17 protein-coding genes, 1 pseudogene and 1 riboswitch are annotated in these 19121 nt (G+C 72.6%); of the genes and pseudogenes, 9 read left to right on the top strand and 9 right to left on the bottom strand.

The window, feature by feature from the left end:
* The first annotated feature begins 20 nt into the window (after positions 1-20).
* Complete coding sequence (locus AB0M97_RS17905; RefSeq protein WP_365961811.1) at positions 21-1664, top strand: DNA repair helicase XPB; 1644 nt, start codon at positions 21-23, stop codon at positions 1662-1664.
* Positions 1665-1717: 53 nt separating this feature from the next.
* Here AB0M97_RS17905 and AB0M97_RS17900 read toward each other — a convergent pair.
* A pseudogene (locus AB0M97_RS17900) lies at positions 1718-2215 on the bottom strand (GNAT family N-acetyltransferase); the annotation flags it as partial.
* A 326-nt stretch (positions 2216-2541) separates the two neighbouring features.
* Here AB0M97_RS17900 and AB0M97_RS17895 point away from each other — a divergent pair.
* The gene (locus AB0M97_RS17895; protein ID WP_365961841.1) at positions 2542-4512 is read left to right on the top strand and encodes a UvrD-helicase domain-containing protein; all 1971 of its coding nucleotides are present in this window, start codon (positions 2542-2544) and stop codon (positions 4510-4512) included.
* Here AB0M97_RS17895 and AB0M97_RS17890 read toward each other — a convergent pair.
* Complete coding sequence (locus AB0M97_RS17890; RefSeq protein ID WP_365961810.1) at positions 4500-5234, bottom strand: copper homeostasis protein CutC; 735 nt, start codon at positions 5232-5234, stop codon at positions 4500-4502. The genes AB0M97_RS17895 and AB0M97_RS17890 overlap by 13 nt on opposite strands.
* Before the next feature lie 217 nt (positions 5235-5451).
* Between AB0M97_RS17890 and AB0M97_RS17885 the strand changes: the two genes are divergently transcribed.
* Both AB0M97_RS17885 and AB0M97_RS17880 read left to right on the top strand, forming a co-directional pair.
* A complete protein-coding gene (locus AB0M97_RS17885) occupies positions 5452-6114 on the top strand; it encodes a hypothetical protein (RefSeq protein WP_365961809.1) in 663 nt (220 codons plus the stop codon).
* Between the two features lie 28 nt (positions 6115-6142).
* Positions 6143-7213 carry a GNAT family N-acetyltransferase gene (locus AB0M97_RS17880; protein ID WP_365961808.1) on the top strand — a complete coding sequence of 357 codons (1071 nt, stop codon included), beginning with the start codon at positions 6143-6145 and terminating at the stop codon, positions 7211-7213.
* A gap of 27 nt (positions 7214-7240) precedes the next feature.
* On the opposite strand, the gene AB0M97_RS17875 is transcribed toward AB0M97_RS17880, so the two are convergent.
* Both AB0M97_RS17875 and AB0M97_RS17870 read right to left on the bottom strand, forming a co-directional pair.
* The gene (locus AB0M97_RS17875) at positions 7241-7504 is read right to left on the bottom strand and encodes a DUF4031 domain-containing protein (RefSeq protein WP_365961807.1); all 264 of its coding nucleotides are present in this window, start codon (positions 7502-7504) and stop codon (positions 7241-7243) included.
* On the bottom strand, positions 7501-7893 hold the full coding sequence (locus AB0M97_RS17870; protein WP_365961806.1) for a hypothetical protein: 393 nt from the start codon (positions 7891-7893) through the stop codon (positions 7501-7503). Before AB0M97_RS17870 ends, AB0M97_RS17875 begins: the two co-directional genes overlap by 4 nt.
* 68 nt (positions 7894-7961) lie before the next feature.
* Between AB0M97_RS17870 and AB0M97_RS17865 the strand changes: the two genes are divergently transcribed.
* The 3 genes from AB0M97_RS17865 (at position 7962) to AB0M97_RS17855 (ending at position 10592) form a co-directional block, all read left to right on the top strand.
* Positions 7962-8903 carry a MurR/RpiR family transcriptional regulator gene (locus tag AB0M97_RS17865; RefSeq protein ID WP_365961840.1) on the top strand — a complete coding sequence of 314 codons (942 nt, stop codon included), beginning with the start codon at positions 7962-7964 and terminating at the stop codon, positions 8901-8903.
* A gap of 69 nt (positions 8904-8972) precedes the next feature.
* Positions 8973-9908 (top strand): N-acetylmuramic acid 6-phosphate etherase, encoded by a 936-nt coding sequence (gene murQ, locus AB0M97_RS17860; RefSeq protein WP_365961805.1) that lies wholly within the window; start codon positions 8973-8975, stop codon positions 9906-9908.
* 114 nt (positions 9909-10022) lie between these two features.
* The gene (locus tag AB0M97_RS17855; protein ID WP_365961804.1) at positions 10023-10592 is read left to right on the top strand and encodes a hypothetical protein; all 570 of its coding nucleotides are present in this window, start codon (positions 10023-10025) and stop codon (positions 10590-10592) included.
* Positions 10593-10604: 12 nt separating this feature from the next.
* On the opposite strand, the gene AB0M97_RS17850 is transcribed toward AB0M97_RS17855, so the two are convergent.
* The 5 genes from AB0M97_RS17850 to thrC all read right to left on the bottom strand — a co-directional run bounded on the left by AB0M97_RS17850 (position 10605) and on the right by thrC (position 16169).
* Positions 10605-11750, bottom strand: coding sequence for an NADH:flavin oxidoreductase (locus tag AB0M97_RS17850; RefSeq protein WP_365961803.1), 1146 nt, complete (start codon positions 11748-11750; stop codon positions 10605-10607).
* Between the two features lie 230 nt (positions 11751-11980).
* A complete protein-coding gene (groL, locus tag AB0M97_RS17845) occupies positions 11981-13603 on the bottom strand; it encodes a chaperonin GroEL (protein ID WP_365961802.1) in 1623 nt (540 codons plus the stop codon).
* 389 nt (positions 13604-13992) lie between these two features.
* The gene (locus AB0M97_RS17840) at positions 13993-14196 is read right to left on the bottom strand and encodes a cold-shock protein (RefSeq protein WP_004986573.1); all 204 of its coding nucleotides are present in this window, start codon (positions 14194-14196) and stop codon (positions 13993-13995) included.
* A 414-nt stretch (positions 14197-14610) separates the two neighbouring features.
* Complete coding sequence (locus AB0M97_RS17835) at positions 14611-14889, bottom strand: MoaD/ThiS family protein (RefSeq protein ID WP_365961801.1); 279 nt, start codon at positions 14887-14889, stop codon at positions 14611-14613.
* Positions 14886-16169, bottom strand: a complete 1284-nt coding sequence (gene thrC, locus AB0M97_RS17830) for a threonine synthase (protein WP_365961800.1) — start codon at positions 16167-16169, stop codon at positions 14886-14888. The genes AB0M97_RS17835 and thrC overlap by 4 nt, the downstream gene beginning before the upstream one ends.
* Before the next feature lie 18 nt (positions 16170-16187).
* Positions 16188-16344: riboswitch (SAM riboswitch) on the bottom strand.
* A 167-nt stretch (positions 16345-16511) separates the two neighbouring features.
* Between thrC and AB0M97_RS17825 the strand changes: the two genes are divergently transcribed.
* Both AB0M97_RS17825 and AB0M97_RS17820 read left to right on the top strand, forming a co-directional pair.
* Positions 16512-17456: a glucosyl-3-phosphoglycerate synthase gene (locus AB0M97_RS17825; RefSeq protein ID WP_365961799.1), complete on the top strand. Its 945-nt coding sequence runs from the start codon at positions 16512-16514 to the stop codon at positions 17454-17456.
* A gap of 88 nt (positions 17457-17544) precedes the next feature.
* Positions 17545-18957 (top strand): trehalose-6-phosphate synthase, encoded by a 1413-nt coding sequence (locus AB0M97_RS17820; protein WP_365961798.1) that lies wholly within the window; start codon positions 17545-17547, stop codon positions 18955-18957.
* Positions 18958-19121 lie beyond the last annotated feature (164 nt).

Genomic DNA, 19121 nt, shown 5'->3' with positions numbered 1-19121 from the left:
ATCCAGAAAGGCAGCCGCGCGTGAATGGTCCGCTCATCGTCCAGTCCGACAAGACCCTGCTTCTCGAAGTCGATCACGAGCAGGCCGACGACTGCCGTCGGGCCATCGCGCCGTTCGCCGAGCTGGAGCGGGCGCCGGAGCACATCCACACCTACCGGGTGACGCCGCTCGGCCTGTGGAACGCGCGCGCGGCCGGCCACGACGCCGAGCAGGTCGTCGACGCGCTCGTGCAGTACAGCCGGTATCCGGTGCCGCACGCGCTGCTGGTCGACATCGCCGAGACCATGGACCGCTACGGGCGGCTCAGCCTCGTCAAGCATCCCGCGCACGGTCTGGTGCTCTCGACCACCGACCGTCCCGTGCTGGAGGAGGTGCTGCGCTCCAAGCGGGTCGCTCCGCTGGTGGGGGCCCGTATCGACCCCGACACCGTGGCCGTGCACCCCTCCGAGCGCGGGCAGATCAAGCAGGTGCTGCTGAAGCTGGGCTGGCCCGCCGAGGACCTCGCCGGGTACGTGGACGGCGAGGCGCACGCGATCGACCTGGACGAGAACGGCTGGGCGCTGCGGCCGTACCAGAAGCAGGCCGTGGAGAACTTCTGGCACGGCGGGTCCGGAGTCGTCGTCCTGCCCTGCGGCGCGGGGAAGACGCTGGTCGGGGCCGGGGCGATGGCGCAGGCCAAGTCGACCACGCTGATCCTCGTCACGAACACCGTCTCGGCCCGGCAGTGGAAGCACGAGCTGGTGAGGCGGACGTCGCTGACCGAGGAGGAGATCGGCGAGTACAGCGGCACGAGGAAGGAGATCCGCCCGGTCACCATCGCCACGTACCAGGTGCTGACGACGAAGCGGAAGGGCGTCTACCCGCATCTGGAGCTGTTCGACTCGCGGGACTGGGGGCTCATCCTCTACGACGAGGTGCACCTGCTGCCCGCGCCCGTGTTCAAGTTCACGGCCGACCTCCAGGCCCGGCGGCGGCTCGGGCTCACGGCGACGCTGGTGCGGGAGGACGGCCGGGAGTCGGACGTGTTCTCGCTGATCGGGCCCAAGCGGTTCGACGCGCCGTGGAAGGAGATCGAGGCGCAGGGCTACATCGCGCCCGCCGACTGCGTCGAGGTGCGGGTCAACCTCACCGACGCCGAGCGGCTCGCGTACGCCACGGCCGAGACCGAGGAGAAGTACCGCTTCTGCGCCACCACGGTGACCAAGCGGAAGGTGACGGAGGCGATCGTGCGGCGGTTCGCCGGGCAGCAGATCCTCGTCATCGGGCAGTACATCGACCAACTCGACGAGCTGGGCGAGCACTTGGACGCGCCCGTGATCAAGGGCGAGACGTCCAACACGCAGCGGGAGAAGCTGTTCGACGCGTTCCGGCAGGGGGAGATCTCCGTGCTGGTGGTGTCCAAGGTCGCCAACTTCTCCATCGACCTGCCCGAGGCCACGGTCGCCATCCAGGTGTCCGGCACCTTCGGGTCGCGGCAGGAGGAGGCGCAGCGGCTCGGGCGGGTGCTGCGGCCGAAGGCGGACGGGCACCAGGCGCACTTCTACTCGGTCGTCGCCCGCGACACCATCGACCAGGACTTCGCCGCCCACCGCCAGCGCTTCCTGGCGGAGCAGGGCTACGCGTACCGGATCGTGGACGCGGACGAGCTGCTCGCGGAGAGCTGAGGGGAACTCCCCGCGGAGAGCTGGGACGGTCGGCGCACGGCCGGGGCCGCTCGCACAGCGCGCTGCATGCACACCAGCTGCGCCCGTTCGTCCCACGACTCGGTGACGGTGAAGCCGAACCGTTCGTACAGGGCGACGGCCCCGGTCCGCCAGGCCCACACGGAGAGCCGCAGGGTGTCCACGCCGTTGCGCGCGGCATGGGCGAGCGCGGCTTCGAGCAGGCCGGAGGCGATGCCCCGGCCCCGGAACGCCGGGTCCGTCCACAGCCTCTTGATCTCCGACGTCCCGTCGACCGGGGCGGTCACCACCAGGCAGCCCGCGGCGGTGCCGTCCACCGGGGCCACCAGCACGGTGTCGTGGGCGAACGCGCTGTGCGGGTCGGAGATCTCCGCCCGGTAGCGGTGCGGCAGCCCGTCCACACCGGCCACGGGCGCGCCCTTCTCGGCCTCCGTCCGCAGGTGGTACGCCGCCAGCAGCGCGGCCAGGCCGTCCTGGACCGGAGAGGCCTGGCCCGGCCAGTGGACGACGGCGACCTCACGGCGATCAGTCATGCCGGCAGCATCACACGGCACGGGCCAGGGAGATCGCCCGCCCGTGAGGCCTGCGCGTGTGCCCCGCGCCCCGTGCCCCGCGCCGGGGAAAAGCATTCGCCTCCCCCGCCCCCGCTCACCTAGAATCTCCGCTCTTGCCCGCCTCCCCTCACGGAGTGCCGTCGCCCGGCCGGAAACCGGGCGGCAATTCCCGGTTGCCGCGCAGTCCGCAGCGGCCTCGTTCCCGCAGGTCCCCCGGAGGCACCCCCTTGTCCACGCACGCCGACGACGATCCCCTGTCCCGTGAGCGCGCGCACCTCGCCGCGTCCCGGGCCGCCCTGCGGGCCATGCGCGCCGACGTCGAGTCGCTCGACATCCGCGACGTCACCGCGAACTGGGTCAACGCGCAGATCCTGGAACGCCAGATCGCCGCACGCGTCAAGGCGCTGGCCGACCTCAGCGACACCCCGCTGTTCTTCGGCCGCCTCGACTACCTGCACGCCCCCGGCGCCGAGCGGGCCGACCGGACCGAGGAGACGGACGGGCGGTTCTACATCGGGCGGCGGCACGTGCACGACGCCGACGGCGACCCGATGGTCGTCGACTGGCGCGCGCCGGTGTCGCAGCCCTTCTACCGGGCGTCCCGGAAGGACCCCCAGGGCATCGCGCTGCGCCGCCGCTTCGGCTACACGGGCGGCGACCTCACCGCGTACGAGGACGAGCACCTGTCGGACCCGGCCGAGGCCGCGGCCACCAGCAGGCTGCTCCAGCAGGAGATCGAACGGCCGCGTGTCGGGCCGATGCGGGACATCGTCGCCACGATCCAGCCCGAGCAGGACGAGATCGTGCGGTCCGGGCTGTCCGGCACGGTGTGCGTGCAGGGCGGCCCCGGCACCGGCAAGACGGCCGTCGGCCTGCACCGGGTCGCCTACCTGCTGTACGCGCACCGCGAGCGCCTGGCCCGCACCGGAACCCTCGTCATCGGGCCGAACCGGTCCTTCCTGCACTACATCGGGCAAGTCCTCCCGGCGCTCGGCGAGTTGGCCGTGCAGCAGGCGACCGTCGACGACCTCGTGGCCCATGTGGAGGTGCGCGGCACGGACGACGCCGCCGCCGCGGTGATCAAGGGCGACGCGCGGATGGCGCAGGTGCTGCGCCGGGCCCTGTACTCCGGTGTGACGATGCCCGCCGAGCCGGTCGTGGTGGTGCGCGGCTCCCGCCGCTGGCGCGTGCCCGCGTACGAACTGGAGGAGCTGGTACGCCAGTTGCTGGACCGCGGCATGCGCTACGGCGCCGCCCGCGAGGCCCTGCCGCAGCGTATCGCGCACGCCGTGCTGGTGCAGATGGAGCGGGCCGGTGAGGCGCCGGACGACCGGGTGCAGGACGCGGTGGCCCGCAGCAACGCGGTCAAGGCGGCCGTGAAGGCGGTCTGGCCGGCCGTGGACCCGGCGAAACTCGTGCTGCGGCTGCTGACCGACGCAGACTTCCTCGCCGCGCACGCGGACGGCGTTCTCACCGCCGAGGAGCAGAAGGCGATCCTGTGGGCGAGGCCGGCGCGGTCGGTGAAGTCCGCGCAGTGGTCACCGGCCGACGCGGTCCTGATCGACGAGGCCGCCGACCTGATCCAGCGCACGCCGTCCCTCGGGCACGTCGTCCTGGACGAGGCGCAGGACCTGTCCCCCATGCAGTACCGGGCCGTCGGCCGCCGCTGCACCACCGGCTCGGCGACCGTCCTCGGCGACCTCGCGCAGGGCACCACGCCGTGGGCGACCCGCAGCTGGCGGGAGGCGCTGGCCCATCTGGGCAAGGACGACGCCGTGATCGAGGAACTGACGGCCGGTTTCCGCGTCCCGGCCGACGTCATCGCGTACGCCTCCCGCCTGCTGCCGCACATCGCGCCGGGTCTGACCCCGGTCGCGTCGATCCGCGAGAATCCGGGCTTCTTCGAGATCCGCAGGACCACCGGCCGGGCCGGGACCGTCGCCGCCTGCGAGGAGCTGCTGCGCCGCGAGGGCTCGACGGGCCTGATCGCCGCCGACGCGCACGTCCCGGCCCTCGGGCGGGCCCTCGCGGCGGCGGGCGTCCCGTATCTGTCCCCGGGCGAGGAGACCACCCCGGACGTCCGCCTGACCCTGGTCCCGGCCTCCCTGGCGAAGGGCCTGGAGTACGACTACGTGGTCCTGGACGAGCCGCGTGCCGTGGTGACGGGCGAGCCGGACGAGCCGACGGGCCTGCGGCGCCTGTACGTGACACTGACCCGAGCGGTGTCGGGCCTGATCGTGACGCACAGCGAGCCCCTGCCGCCTCAGCTCGGCTGAAGGTCCAGGTCCTCGACGGTGTCGAACGGCTCGACCCCGTCCACCGCCAGCCGCCACCGGGCCACCGCCGCCGCCGACACCGGGCCGGCCCAGCCGTCCGGGCGGGCCGCGCCGCCGATGTGGAAGCCGTCGATCCCCGCGGCCACCAGCTGCGGCAGGTGGTCGAGCCGGAGGCCGCCGCCCACCAGGAGCTGCTGCTCGTAGCCCGGCTCCCCGCGCCGCGCCGCCTCGGCGAGCAGCGTGGGGAGCCCGTCGTCCACGCCCGTCGGCGCCCCGGCGGTCAGATACGTGTCGAGCCCGGGGAGGTCCGCGAGCTGCTTGCGCAGGGCGGCCCGGTCGGCGGCCCGGTCGATCGCCCGGTGGAACGTCCACCGGCAGGCCCCCAGTGCCCCGACGACCCGCTCCACCGCCACCAGATCGAGGTCGCCGCCCGGGGACAGGAAGCCGAGGACGAACTCCTCCGCCCCCGCCTCCCGCAGCTCCCCGGCCACCGTCACGAGCCGTTCGACGTCACCCGCCGCGAACCCGTCCGCCAGCCGCAGCATCACCCGCAGCGGGATGCCGACGGCCGCACGGATTGCGGCGACGGTGCGGACCGGCGGGGTGAGCCCGTCGGCCGCCATGTCGGTGACCAGCTCGAGGCGGTCCGCGCCTCCGGCCTGGGCGGCGACCGCGTCCTCGACGTCGAGGGCGATCACCTCCAGGACTGCACGCTTGCTCATGGGACCCCATTTCCGTTGGGCGGGTAACAGGAGGTCTAGTCCAATCAAAGACTACGCGGTCCTGCGCCGCCCCACGCCGAGATCCCCTTCCCCGGCCGCCCTCCCGAGGCCCTTTCAGCCACCGAGGACGTTCAGCTCCGCGGCCCCGCCAGGCGCTCCCGCTCGTCGACCACCGACGCGCGCCAGGATTCCGGCCGCCCGGCGCGACAATGACCCCATGGCCGACCTCGACGCCCTCCGCGCCCGTTTCGCCCGCGCCCTGGAAGGAGCCCGCGGCCCCGCCGAGCGCCTGGACCGGACGCCGCTCCCGGACCCGGCGCCGTACGCCGACAACCTGCTCGGCCGCTGGCGGGAGCCGCAGCGCCGCTACCACACGCTCACGCACCTCACCGCCGTCCTCGACCACGTCGACGTGCTGGAGGCGTACGCGGACGACCCGGACGTGGTGCGGCTCGCCGCGTGGTTCCACGACGCCGTGTACCTGCCCGACCGCTCCGAGAACGAGGAGCGCTCGGCCCGGCTCGCCGAGCGCGCGCTGCCCGAGGCCGGGGTGTCCGCCGCGAAGACCGCGCAGGTGGCCCGGCTGGTCCGGCTGACCGCCGGCCACGACCCGGCGGACGACGACCGCGACGGGCAGGTGCTGTGCGACGCCGACCTGGCCGTCCTCGCGTCGCCGCCGTCCGCGTACGCCGCGTACACGGCCGCCGTCCGCGAGGAGTACCACTTCGTGCCGAACGACGCCTTCCGCGAGGGCCGCTCCGCGATCCTGCGCCGGCTCCTGGCCCTGCCCAGCCTGTTCCACACCCCCTACGGCCGGGAGAGGTGGGAGGCGACCGCCCGCTACAACCTCGCCGCCGAGCTGGAAATGCTGTCGCCCTGAGCGGACCCGGGCCCGTAACCTGCCCGGCATGCGAGTCATGGGCGGGGACCAGGTGGAACAGGCGGTCGCGGGCACCGTGACACTGCTGCGGACGGTGACACAGCGGGACTGGACGGCCGTACCGGCCGGTCGCCTGGAGTGGGACTGCCGCCGGACGGTGCTGCACATCGCCGACGACCTGATCGCGTACGCCGGTCAGCTCGCGGGCCGCGCGCGGGACACGTACGTGCCGTTCGAGATCGCCCTGGAGGAGGGCACCGGCAACGAGGGGCTGCTGGACGTCGTGGAGACGACGGGCGCCCTGCTGGCCGCGGCGGTGCGCACCGCCCCGCGCAAGGCGCGCGCCTTCCACCCGTACCCGTTCCGCAGCGCGAACCGTGAGGGCTTCGCCGCGATGGGCGTGGCGGAGGTGCTGGTGCACACCCACGACGTCGCGCAAGGGCTGGGGCTGGCGTACCAACCGCCCGCCGGGCTGAGCGACTTCGTGCTCCGCCGGATCTTCCCGCACGTCCGGCCGGATTCCGACCCCTGGCGCACCCTGCTGTGGGCGACCGGCCGCGCCGAGCTGCCCGGCCGGGAGCCGGTCACCGAGTGGCGCTGGTACAACAACCTCGTGATCCCCGCCGACCGGCTGGCCCTGGAGGGTGTCACGCCCGCTGCCGCCGCCGATCTCGCCGTCGGCGGCGACGGCGGTTTCGGCTGGCTCGGCGGAAGCCCCGCCGAGGGCACGCGGGTCGGGGCGGAGCTGGTGGTGGCCAAGCAGTACGAGGCGGGCACGCACCGGCCGGAGTGGGGCATGTTCGCGCTGGTGCGGCACGAGGACGACGCGGCGCTCGGCGCGGTCGGCTTCCACGGCGTGCCGGACGAGTCGGGCCGCGTCGAGGTCGGCTACGACCTCGTGGAGCCCGCCCGCGGCCACGGCTACGCCACGGAGGCGCTGCGCACCCTGTCGGCCCGGGCGCTCGCGCAGGACGCGGTACGGGTCGTGACCGCCCGCGTGGACCTGGGCAACCGCGCCTCGCAGCGGGTGCTGGAACGCGCCGGCTTCCGGCGCGTGGCCGAGGACGCGGAGAACTTCACGTACGAGCTGCGCGGCTAGGCGGGTCCGGTAGAGGCCCGGCGGGGCTCAGGCGCGCCCCTTCGGCCTGCGCAGGCCCGCCCCCGTCAGCAGCCGCACCACATCGCGGCTGCTGACCTCGACCGCGCCCGCGGCCACCGCGTCCGCGTACCGGTGCGAGGGGATGTCGTAGTGGTCCCGCTCGAAGGCCCGGCGCGGGACGCCCAGCTGATCGGCGAACGCGTGCAGCTCCTCGTACGACACGTCGCTGACCAGGTGGGACCACATCCGGCCGTGGCCGGGCCAGGTCGGCCGGTCGATGTAGACCGTCACGAGGACGGCGTCCCGCCGGACGCGCCCAGTGCGCCCACCGCGGCGACCTTCACGCCGGCCTTGTGGCACACCCAGTGCGGGTCGGGCCCGAGGTCGGGTTCGACGTCGAGCGCGTGCGGGTCGCCGGAGGGGCACACCGGGCACAGCGGCCAGCGGCCGTACCGGTCCAGCAGCGCGTCCTGCACGTCCTGCGCGACCAGCCCGGCCAGGTACGCCGAGCCCTCCGGCCACTGCTCCACCCACCAGCGCCGCTGCGCGACCGACTCCTCGACCAGCGAGACCACGTCCGCCTCGGCGACCTCGCGCGCGACCAGGTCGGCGAGCACCAAGGCGCGTGCGGCGTGCAGCGCCTGCTCCAAGGGGCTGACGGGGTTGCCGGTGGGGTTCATGGCACCCATTGTGCGCACTCTTGACCGGACCGCCGAACGGAAAATATCTTTCAGAGGTGACCCAGCATGTGAAGGGAATTTTCGCAACCGAGCGCGGCGGCTCCGGCGGTTCCGGCGCCACCCCGCCCGCGCCCGCCGCCCTCGCCGCCAAGGTTCGCACGCTCGCGCCGTCGATGACCCGCTCCATGCAGCGCGTCGCCGAGGCCGTCGCGGGCGACCCGGCCGGCTGCGCCGCGCTCACGGTCACCGGCCTCGCCGAGCTCACCGGCACCAGCGAGGCCACGGTCGTCCGCACCGCCCGCCTGCTCGGCTACCCCGGCTACCGCGACCTGCGCCTGGCCCTCGCCGGGCTCGCCGCGCAGCAGCAGTCCGGCAGGGCGCCCGCCATCACCACGGACATCGCGGTGGACGACCCGATCGCCGACGTCGTCGCCAAACTCGCCTACGACGAACAGCAGACCCTCGCCGACACGGCGGCCGGCCTGGACACCGTGCAGCTCGGCGCGGCCGTCACCGCCCTGGCCACGGCCCGCCGCACCGACGTGTACGGGGTGGGCGCCTCCGGACTGGTCGCCCAGGACCTCACCCAGAAGCTGCTGCGGATAGGGCTGATCGCGCACGCGCACAGCGACCCGCACCTCGCCGTCACCAACGCGGTGCAGCTGCGGTCCGGCGACGTGGCCATCGCGATCACGCACTCCGGTTCGACGGGCGACGTCATAGAGCCGCTGCGGGTGGCCTTCGAGCACGGCGCGACGACCATCGCCGTCACCGGCAGGCCCGACTCCGCCGTCACCCAGTACGCGGACCACGTCCTGACCACGTCCACGGCCCGGGAGAGCGAGCTGCGCCCGGCGGCCATGTCGTCGCGGACCAGTCAGCTCCTCGTGGTGGACTGCCTGTTCGTGGGGGTGGCGCAGCGCACGTACGAGTCGGCGGCGCCCGCCCTGTCGGCGTCGTACGAGGCGCTCGCCCACCGCCACCGCCCGCGCGGCGGCGCCCAGCGCTAGACCGGGCCCCGTCCGCTCGTCTCCCGCACCCCCCTCAGCCAGCCGTACGCACGAGAGAGCCGCCGCCCCATGACCTCCATGTCCGACAACCGCAACCTCAGAGCCCAGCTGGAGACGCTGCCGACCGAGGCGTTCCGTCCGGACCTGGCCGGCATCGACCGGCTGCCCACGCTCGACATCGCGCTGTTGATGAACGGCGAGGACGCCACCGTGCCCGCGGCCGTCGCCGACCAACTGCCGCAGATCGCCGCCGCGATCGACGCCGTGGCCGAGCGGATGGCGAAGGGCGGCCGGCTCATCTACGCGGGCGCGGGCACCGCCGGGCGGCTGGGCGTGCTCGACGCCTCCGAGTGCCCGCCCACGTTCAACACGGACCCCGCGCAGGTCGTCGGCCTGATCGCGGGCGGCCCGGGGGCCATGGTGACGTCCGTGGAGGGCGCGGAGGACTCCAGGGAGTTCGCGCGGGCCGACCTCGACGCGGCCGGGGTGGGCGCCGCCGACGCGGTGGTCGGCATCTCCGCCTCCGGCCGCACCCCGTACGCGGTCGGCGCCGTCGAGCACGCCCGCGCGCTGGGCGCCCTGACCGTCGGCCTGGCCTGCAACCCGGACAGCGCGCTGGCCGCCGCCGCCGAGCACGGCATCGAGATCGTCGTCGGACCCGAGCTGATCACCGGCTCCACCCGTCTCAAGGCCGGCACGGCACAGAAGCTGGTCCTCAACATGATCTCGACCATCACGATGATCCGGCTGGGCAAGACGTACGGGAACCTGATGGTCGACGTCCGCGCCTCCAACGAGAAGCTGCGGGCCCGCTCCCGCCGTATCGTCGCGCTGGCGACGGGCGCCTCGGACGACGAGATCGAGGCGGCCCTCACGGCCACCGACGGCGAGGTGAAGGACGCGATCCTGACCATCCTCGCCGGGGTCGACGCGGCGGCCGCGGCCCGCCTCCTCGCGGAGTCGGACGGGCACCTGCGAAGGGCGCTGGCGCGCGCGGGCCGCTGACGGCGCACCGGCACCGGATCGACAAACGCGCCCGATGCGCGGAGGCTGGTGTCCCGCGCGCCACCGCGCGCATGCCGCAGTTTACCGTCAGCCCGAGGACGTAACCGACCCGCCATGAACCACGCCCAGCTCACCGCCCTAGGCCGCGCCCTCCGTCTGCTCGGGGAGCACGGGGAGGCGCTGACCGCCGACACGCCCGACGCCAAGCTGCACGAGGTCAAGGCCGACCTGCGGCGGGCGCTGGACCTGCTGGAGGAGAGCGTCACGGGCGGCGCGCCCACCACCCGCTGCCCCGAGCACCCGAACGGGCCCGTCGACACGGCCGCCCCCGACCTGTGCCTGCTGTGCGAGACGCGGCGCAGGGCCGCCCGCCGCGCCGAGTACGGCGGCGGCGCCCCGCGGGTCAGGCCCGCGGAGCCCGCGCCGTCCCGGTACGGCGTGCGCGGGGACCGGCCGCAGCCCCAGCAGCGCTGGCTGCCGGAGCTGTGGAACGGGCGCGAGTGGCAGCTGTGCGGCACGCCCCGCCGGGACCGGCGCGAGGCCGAGGCGTACATCGCCGCCCAGGTGCGCGCGCCCCGGTCGGCGACCGCGTACCGGCTCGTGCACGAGTTCACCGACTACGAGGTGCTGCGCGTGTGGGGCACACCGGTACGGGCCGACATCGAGCCGATGGGGAACCTGTAGCCCCCGCCGGGCTCAGCTGAGCGTCTTCAGCGCCGCCGGATCGTACGGCGCCAGCTCGTCCAGGCGCCCGTCGAGGACCTTGCGGACCCACAGCGGGTCCTGGAGCAGGGCTCGGCCGACGGCCACCAGGTCGAACTCGTCTCGCTCCAGCCGGTCGAGGAGGCCGTCGATGTCGCCGACGTCCGAGCCCTCGCCCTGGAAGGACCTGACGACGTCGCCGGTCAGGCCGACCGAGCCGACCGTGATGGACGTCCGGCCGGTGAGCTTCTTCGTCCAGCCGGCCAGGTTGAGGTCCGAGCCCTCGAACTCCGGCTCCCAGTAACGGCGGGTGGACGCGTGGAAGGCGTCGACGCCGGCCGCGGCGAGCGGCGCGAGGATCGCCTCCAGCTCCTCGGGTGTCTCGGCGAGACGGGCGTCGTAGGCCTCCTGCTTCCACTGCGAGTAGCGGAAGACGACCGGGAAGCCGGGCGAGACGGCCTCGCGGACGGCGGCCACGATCTCCGCGGCGAATCTCGTGCGGGACACCGGGTCGCCGCCGTAGGCGTCGGTGCGGCGGTTGGTGCCCGCCCACAGGAACTGGTCGATGAGGTAACCGTGAGCGCCGTGCAGCTCCACGCCGTCGAAGCCGATGCGCTCGGCGGCGGCAGCGGCCTCGGCGAACGCGCCGATCACGGCGTCCAGGTCGGCCCGCGTCATCGCCCTGCCGGTGGGCTCGTCCGCGCCGATGCGCAGCCCGGACGGGCCGACGGCGGGGGCGTCCGGGAAGGGTGGCTCGCCCTGCGTGCGGACCATGCCGACGTGCCACAGCTGCGGCACGATGGTGCCGCCCGCCTCGTGCACCGCCTCGGCGACCTTCGCCCAGCCCGCGAGCTGCTCCTCGCCGTGGAAGCGCGGCACGCGGTCGCTCTGCCCGGCCGACTCGTGGCCGACGTAGGTTCCCTCGGTGATGATCAGGCCGACACCGGCGGCGGCGCGGCGGGCGTAGTACGAGGCGACGTCCTCGCCGGGGATGCCGCCCGGGGAGAACATGCGGGTCATGGGCGCCATGGCGACGCGGTTGGGGACGGTCAGGCCGTTGATGCCGACCGGGCGGGAGAGGATCTCCGCAGCTCGGGAGGCGGCGGTCTGGACGGCGGTCTCGGGGGCGGGGGCGGCCATGAGGACTCCTCGGCGTCGACGGCAGACGGAAGGCAGACTTCCGACCAACTGGTATGTGCGCGTGCATTAAAGCGCTCACCAGCCCTCAACGGCCGCGCCGCGCACGGCATTCCGGCGTCCCGCCGCGCCCCGATGTGATACCGGACACGCCCGAGGGCGGCACCCCCTGCCGTGCAGGGAATGCCGCCCCCGGTCCTCCGTACTGACGGACGGTCCGATCCTCGGGAGGATCAGAAGTCCATGTCACCGCCCGGCATGCCGCCACCGGCGGGCGCGGCGGCCTTCTCCGGCTTGTCGGCGATGACGGCCTCGGTGGTGAGGAACAGCGCGGCGATCGACGCGGCGTTCTGCAGCGCGGAGCGCGTCACCTTGGCCGGGTCGATGATGCCTTCCTTGACCAGGTCGACGTACTCGCCGGTCGCGGCGTTCAGGCCGTGGCCCGGGGTCAGGTTGCGCACCTTCTCCACCACGACGCCGCCCTCGAGGCCGGCGTTGACGGCGATCTGCTTCAGCGGGGCTTCCAGGGCCAGCTTGACGGCCTGGGCACCGGTCGCCTCGTCACCCTCCAGCTCCAGCTTCTCGAAGACCTGGGAGGCCTGCAGCAGGGCCACGCCACCACCGGCGACGATGCCCTCCTCGACGGCCGCCTTGGCGTTGCGCACGGCGTCCTCGATGCGGTGCTTGCGCTCCTTCAGCTCCACCTCGGTGGCGGCACCGGCCTTGATGACGGCCACGCCGCCGGCGAGCTTCGCCAGGCGCTCCTGCAGCTTCTCGCGGTCGTAGTCCGAGTCGCTGTTCTCGATCTCGGCGCGGATCTGGTTCACGCGGCCCTGGACCTGGTCGGCCGAGCCGGAACCGTCGACGATGGTGGTCTCGTCCTTGGTGATCACGACCTTGCGGGCCTTGCCCAGCAGGTCCAGCGTCGCGTTCTCCAGCTTGAGGCCGACCTCCTCGGAGATGACCTCGCCGCCCGTGAGGATCGCGATGTCGCCGAGCATGGCCTTGCGGCGGTCGCCGAAGCCCGGGGCCTTGACGGCGACGGACTTGAAGGTGCCGCGGATCTTGTTGACGACCAGGGTCGACAGGGCCTCGCCCTCGACGTCCTCGGCGATGATCAGCAGCGGCTTGCCCGACTGCATGACCTTCTCCAGGAGCGGGAGCAGGTCCTTGACGCTGGAGATCTTGGAGTTCGCGATCAGGATGTACGGCTCGTCGAGGACGGCCTCCATGCGCTCCATGTCGGTGGCGAAGTACGCCGAGATGTAGCCCTTGTCGAAGCGCATACCCTCGGTGAGCTCCAGCTCCAGACCGAAGGTCTGGGACTCCTCGACGGTGATGACGCCTTCCTTGCCGACCTTGTCCATGGCCTCGGCGATGAGCTCGCCGATCTGGGTGTCGGCGGCGGAGATGGAGGCCGTGGAGGCGATCTGCTCCTTGGTCTCGACGTCCTTCGCCTGCTCCAGCAGGGCGGCGGAGACGGCCTCGACGGCCTTCTCGATACCGCGCTTCAGGGCCATCGGGTTGGCGCCGGCGGCCACGTTGCGCAGACCCTCGCGCACCAGGGCCTGGGCGAGAACGGTCGCCGTGGTCGTACCGTCACCGGCGACGTCGTCCGTCTTCTTGGCGACTTCCTTGACCAGCTCGGCGCCGATCTTCTCGTACGGGTCCTCGAGTTCGATCTCCTTGGCGATGGAGACACCATCGTTGGTGATCGTGGGGGCGCCCCACTTCTTCTCGAGGACGACGTTGCGGCCCTTGGGGCCGAGCGTCACCTTGACGGCGTCCGCGAGCTGGTTCATGCCGCGCTCGAGGCCGCGCCGCGCCTCCTCGTCGAACGCGATGATCTTGGCCATGTGAAGTGGTCCCTCCAGGACTGGGGGTGATTACTTCGGACCGCGCCCGCGCCCGCGACGGACGGCCCCCGGCCGGTGGTTCCTTGCTCCACCTTGCCCGTGGCCTCACCGACCCGGTCCTTACGTTGTCACTCTCACCTTCAGAGTGCTAACGCCAATGATTAGCACTCGCCCCTGCCGAGTGCAAGCGCCCGCCCGGTATCCAGGGGGGCGCTCAGCCGCGCGCGAACAGCGCTCGCACGGGTTCCCGGCACGCTCCGGGTCCGGCCCGGCGCGCTCCGGGCGCGACCGCGGCACGCCCCGGGCGCCGTCCGGGCACGACGAAGGGCCCGTACCCGGAGGTACGGACCCTTCGCCTGAAGAACCGGTCTGCGGCAGCCGCGCGCTTTTCAGGCAGTGACGCGGACCATGTCGGCCTGTGGGCCCTTCTGGCCCTGCGAGATCTCGAACTCGACCCGCTGGCCCTCTTCCAGGGTGCGGTACCCGTCCATCTGGATCGCGCTGTAGTGGACGAAAACATCCGCACCACCGTCGACCGCGATGAAGCCGTACCCCTTCTCCGCGTTGAACCACTTGACGGTGCCCTGAGCCATGCCTAACTCCCCTATTACTGGCCCTTGCACAGATCCACACTTCGCGGACCCGGGTCAGACCTCACCCCCCACGGTGGGGGCGTGCGCCGGAACGCGTCGACCGCGGCCGAATGTATCTGTCCAACTGCCGTCTGCAACAGGTCAATCGGACGAGAAATCTGGACGCGCGCGGTCCGGAATGTAGTGAGAATTCGCCCGAGTTCAGGGCAAGTCGGGCTCCACAAAAGGAACCAATGTCGCAAAAGAGCCACACACTTTGGCTACTTCTCATCGCAAGCGGAACCGGAGTTCATATGCGCTTGGCATGTGGATCAAGCCCGGTTCCCCAACTCTACCGTGCTCAACCCTGCAGAATTGCCCCCTCCGTTTCTCTCACGGAGGGGGCAACCCGGCGAACGGTGGGTGATCGGGGGCTCAGCAGCCGCCGGCGACCGCCGGGATGATGGAGACGCCGGCGCCCTCGGGCGTCGCGGTGTCCAGGCCCTGCTCGAAGCGGACGTCGTCGTCGTTGACGTAGACGTTCACGAAGCGGCGCAGCCTGCCCTGGTCGTCCAGGACGCGGGCGGCGATGCCGGTGTGGTTCTTCTCCAGGTCGGCGATGACCTCGCCGAGGGTGGCGCCCTCGGCGGCGACCTCGGCCTGCCCGCCGGTGTAGGTGCGCAGGATGGTGGGGATGCGAACGGTCACGCTCATGCGAGGCCAGCCTCTCGGAAGGAGTCCAGGTTCGGGCGGATGGTGGCGGTGAGGCCGGTGCCGGCCACCGCGTCGAGGGTCTTGAGGCCGTCGCCGGTGTTCAGCACGACGGTCGTCAGCGTCGGGTCCAGGACGCCGTTCTCGATCAGCTTGCGGGTGACACCCACGGTCACCCCGCCGGCGGTCTCCGCGAAGATGCCCTCGGTCCGCGCGAGCAGCTTGATCGCGTCCACCACCTGCTCGTCGGTGACGTCCTCCACGGCCCCACCGGTCCGCCGCGCGATGTCCAGGACGTACGGCCCGTCGGCCGGGTTGCCGATGGCCAGGGACTTGGCGATGGTGTTCGGCTTCTGCGGCCGGACGACGTCGTGGCCCGCCTTGAAGGCGGCGGACACCGGCGAGCAGCCCTCGGCCTGCGCCCCGAAGATCTTGTACGGCCTGTCCGCGACGAGCCCGAGCTCGATCAGCTCCTTGAGCCCCTTGTCGATCTTCGTGAGCTGGGACCCGGAGGCGATGGGCACGACGAGCTGGTCGGGCAGCCGCCAGCCCAGCTGCTCGCAGATCTCGTACGCGAGGGTCTTGGACCCCTCCGCGTAGTAAGGGCGCAGGTTGACGTTGACGAAGCCCCAGCCCTCGCCGGCCGGGTCGCCGATCAGCTCGGAGCAGAAGCGGTTCACGTCGTCGTAGTTGCCCTCGATGCCGACGAGCTCGCCGCCGTACACCGCGGCCATCACGATCTTGCCCTGCTCCAGGTCGTGCGGGATGAACACGCAGGACCGGAAGCCCGCGCGGGCGGCGGCGGCGCCGACGGCACCGGCCAGGTTGCCGGTGGAGGAGCAGCTCAGCGTCGTGAAGCCGAAGGCACGGGCGGCCTCCAGGGCCTGCGCGACGACCCGGTCCTTGAAGGAGTGCGTCGGGTTGCCGGAGTCGTCCTTGACGAACAGCCTGCCCGCGTCGACACCCAGCTCGCGGGCGAGGTTGTCGGCCTTGACGAGCTTGGTCCAGCCGGGGTTGATGTTCGGCTTGTCCGCCACGTCGGCCGGGACGGGCAGCAGCGGCGCGTAGCGCCAGATGTTCGCGGGGCCCGCCGTGATGCGCGCGCGGAGTTCCTCGGTGTCGTACGCCGAGAAGTCGTAGGCGATCTCCAGCGGGCCGAAACACTCCTCGCACGCGAAGACCGGGCCGAGCGGCACGCGGTGGCCGCACTCCCGGCAGGAAAGCGCCGCGGCGGGGCCCAGGTCGACGGAGTTCGTGGTGCTTGCAACAGTCTGCACAGCCATGTGAGGCGAGGCCCTTTCTCCTCATCTTCCTCACGACGCATCTCGCCGTGAGACGGATTTGGCACCTTCCCTAGCCGGGAGCCTCGCGGAGAGCGATCAAGAATGATCTACGAGACCGGCTGGAGGGTTGCCGGGGCTTCATCGGGCCGTTTCCCTCTGCCCCTCTGGATGAGCTGTATGTGGTTGTTGATCACGCGGACGGCGGGGTCGTGACCCCCGACATGCGATGGTCATCCGCGTTGTTCAAGACTGTAACCGACGGCCAGGACAGTTGAGATAGTCGTCCGAACCGCGAGATGAATCACACCGGCTCGCCGAGAGAACGCAGAGGAGCCACCGACCGTGCTGGAAGAAGTCGAGCGCTGGCTGACTGCACGCTCCTGGTCCGCGACCGATCGTCCCCTCCACCAGCTCCTGGCCGCGAAGCGCGCCACGGGGCAGACGGTCAGCGTCGTGCTGCCCGCGCTGAACGAGGAGGAGACGGTCGGCGACATCGTCGCTGTCGTCCGCCGCGACCTGATGCGGGAGGTGCCGCTGGTGGACGAGGTGGTCGTCGTCGACTCGGGCTCCACCGACCGCACCTCCGAGGTGGCGGCCGCCGCGGGCGCCACCGTGGTGCACCGCGACGCGATCCTGCCCCGCATCCCGGCCGTCCCCGGCAAGGGCGAGGTGCTGTGGCGCTCGCTGCTGGTCACGCGCGGGGACATCGTGTGCTTCGTGGACGCCGACCTGAGGGAGTTCTCCTCCGGCTTCGTCTCGGGCATCGTCGGCCCGCTGCTCACCGACCCGGACGTACACCTGGTCAAGGCGATGTACGACCGCCCGCTCGGCTCGGCGGCCGGCCAGGGCGGCCGGGTCACCGAGCTGATGGCCCGCCCCCTGCTGAACATGCACTGGCCGCAGCTCGCGGGCTTCGTGCAGCCCCTCGGCGGCGAGTACGCGGCCCGCCGCACGCTCCTGGAGCAGCTGCCGTTCCCCGTCGGCTACGGCGTGGAGCTGGGCATGCTGGTCGACGCCCTGCACCTGGTGGGCCTCGACGCGCTGGCCCAGGTCGACGTCGGCGTGCGCAGGCACCGCCACCAGGACGGCCAGGCGCTGGGCCGCATGTCCGCCGCGATCTACCGCACCGCCCAGCTCCGGCTGGCCCGCGGCCACCTGATCCGGCCCGCCCTCACCCAGTTCGAACGCGGCGAGGACGGCTTCGAGCCGCGGACCTTCTCGGTCGACACGGAGGAGCGCCCGCCGATGGCGGAGATCGCGGAGTACGCCGAGCGGAAGGTCGCGTGACGCCCGGGAGGCGGCCCGCCGTATACGACCGGGCCACGCCGCGGAACCGTACGTTTGAGCGTTTACCGGCTGGGCTAGGTTGAGGCTTATGGCTTCAACGCAGGCTGCAGCTCAGGGTGCCCAAGTGCTGGTCGCGTCCAATCGCGGCCCGGTCTCGTACACGGTCGGCGAGGACGGCTCGCTGCACGCGAAACGCGGCGGCGGCGGGCTGGTCTCCGGCCTCTCCGCGATCGGCTCCGACGCCGACGCGCTGTGGGTGTGCTCGGCCCTGTCCGACGGCGACCGCGAGGCGGTGCGGCGCGGGGCCGGCGAGCCCGGGGTGCGGATGCTGGACATCGCGGCCGACGTGCACACCGACGCGTACAACGGCATCGCCAACTCCGTGCTGTGGTTCGTGCACCACATGCTCTACCAGACCCCGCTGGAACCGGTCTTCGACGCGGAGTTCCGCCGCCAGTGGACGTCGTACGAGACATACAACCGCGCCTTCGCCGAGGCACTCGCACAGGAGGCGGCCCACGGCGCGTCGGTGCTCGTGCAGGACTACCACCTGACCCTGGTCCCGGGCATGCTGCGCGAGCTGCGCCCGGACCTGCGCATCGGTCACTTCTCGCACACGCCGTGGGCACCGCCGGAGTACTTCCGGCTGCTGCCGGACGACATCGCCGCCCAGGTCCTGCGCGGCATGCTGGGCGCCGACCGCCTCGGCTTCCTCACCCGGCGCTGGGCGGACGCGTTCACGGCGTGCTGCGAGCAGTTCGCGGGCGGGCTCGGGGACACCCGGGTCGGCGTGCACGGCCTCGGCGTCGACGCGGACTTCCTGCGCGAGCGGTCGCAGGAGGCGGACGTCGAGGAGCGCATCAGGAGCCTGCGCGAGGAGATCGGCACGGCACCCGACGGCACGCCGCGCCGCACCATCGTCCGCGTGGACCGCACGGAACTGTCGAAGAACATCGTCCGGGGCCTGCTGGCCTACCGCCGGCTGCTGGCGGACCACCCGGAGTGGCGGGAGCGGGTGGTGCACGTCGCCTTCGCCTACCCGTCGCGGCAGGACCTCGCGGTGTACCGGGAGTACACGGCCGAGGTGCGGCGGGTGGCGGACGAGATCGACTCGACGTTCGGCACGCCCGGCTGGAGGCCGGTCGTGCTGCACGTGAAGGACGACTTCGCCCGCTCGCTGGCGGCCTACCGACTGGCCGACGTGGCCCTGGTCAACCCCATCCGGGACGGCATGAACCTCGTCGCCAAGGAGATCCCGCTGCTGTCCGACGCCGGCTGCGCGCTGGTGCTGTCGCGGGAGGCGGGGGCGTACGAGGAGCTGGGCGAGGACGCGATCGAGGTGAACCCGTACGACGTGGTCGGCACGGCCGGGGCGCTGCACGAGGCGCTGACGATGCCGGCCGGGGAGCGGGCGGAGCGGGCGAAGCGGTTGTCGGCGGCGGCGACGGCGTTGCCGCCGGCGCGGTGGTTCCTGGAGCAGGTGGAGGCGTTGCGGGGCTGAACGCGGCTGCGGCCGGGGGCGGGGGGCGCGGCCCGGCGCTGACGGGTTGCCGCCCGCGCCCGCCCTCCCCCGGACTCTCGACTTCGTCCGAGCCCGGGGGACCCCCGTCGCCCCAGCGGCGCGACTGCCCGCAGTCGGCGACCCGCACATCGCGCCCCGCGCGA

It is taken from the genome of Streptomyces sp. NPDC051207, assembly GCF_040682395.1.
In the GTDB taxonomy this organism is placed as follows: domain Bacteria; phylum Actinomycetota; class Actinomycetes; order Streptomycetales; family Streptomycetaceae; genus Streptomyces.
Note: the sequence above shows the minus strand (reverse complement) of the source record. Positions and strands in the feature narration are given on the sequence as shown.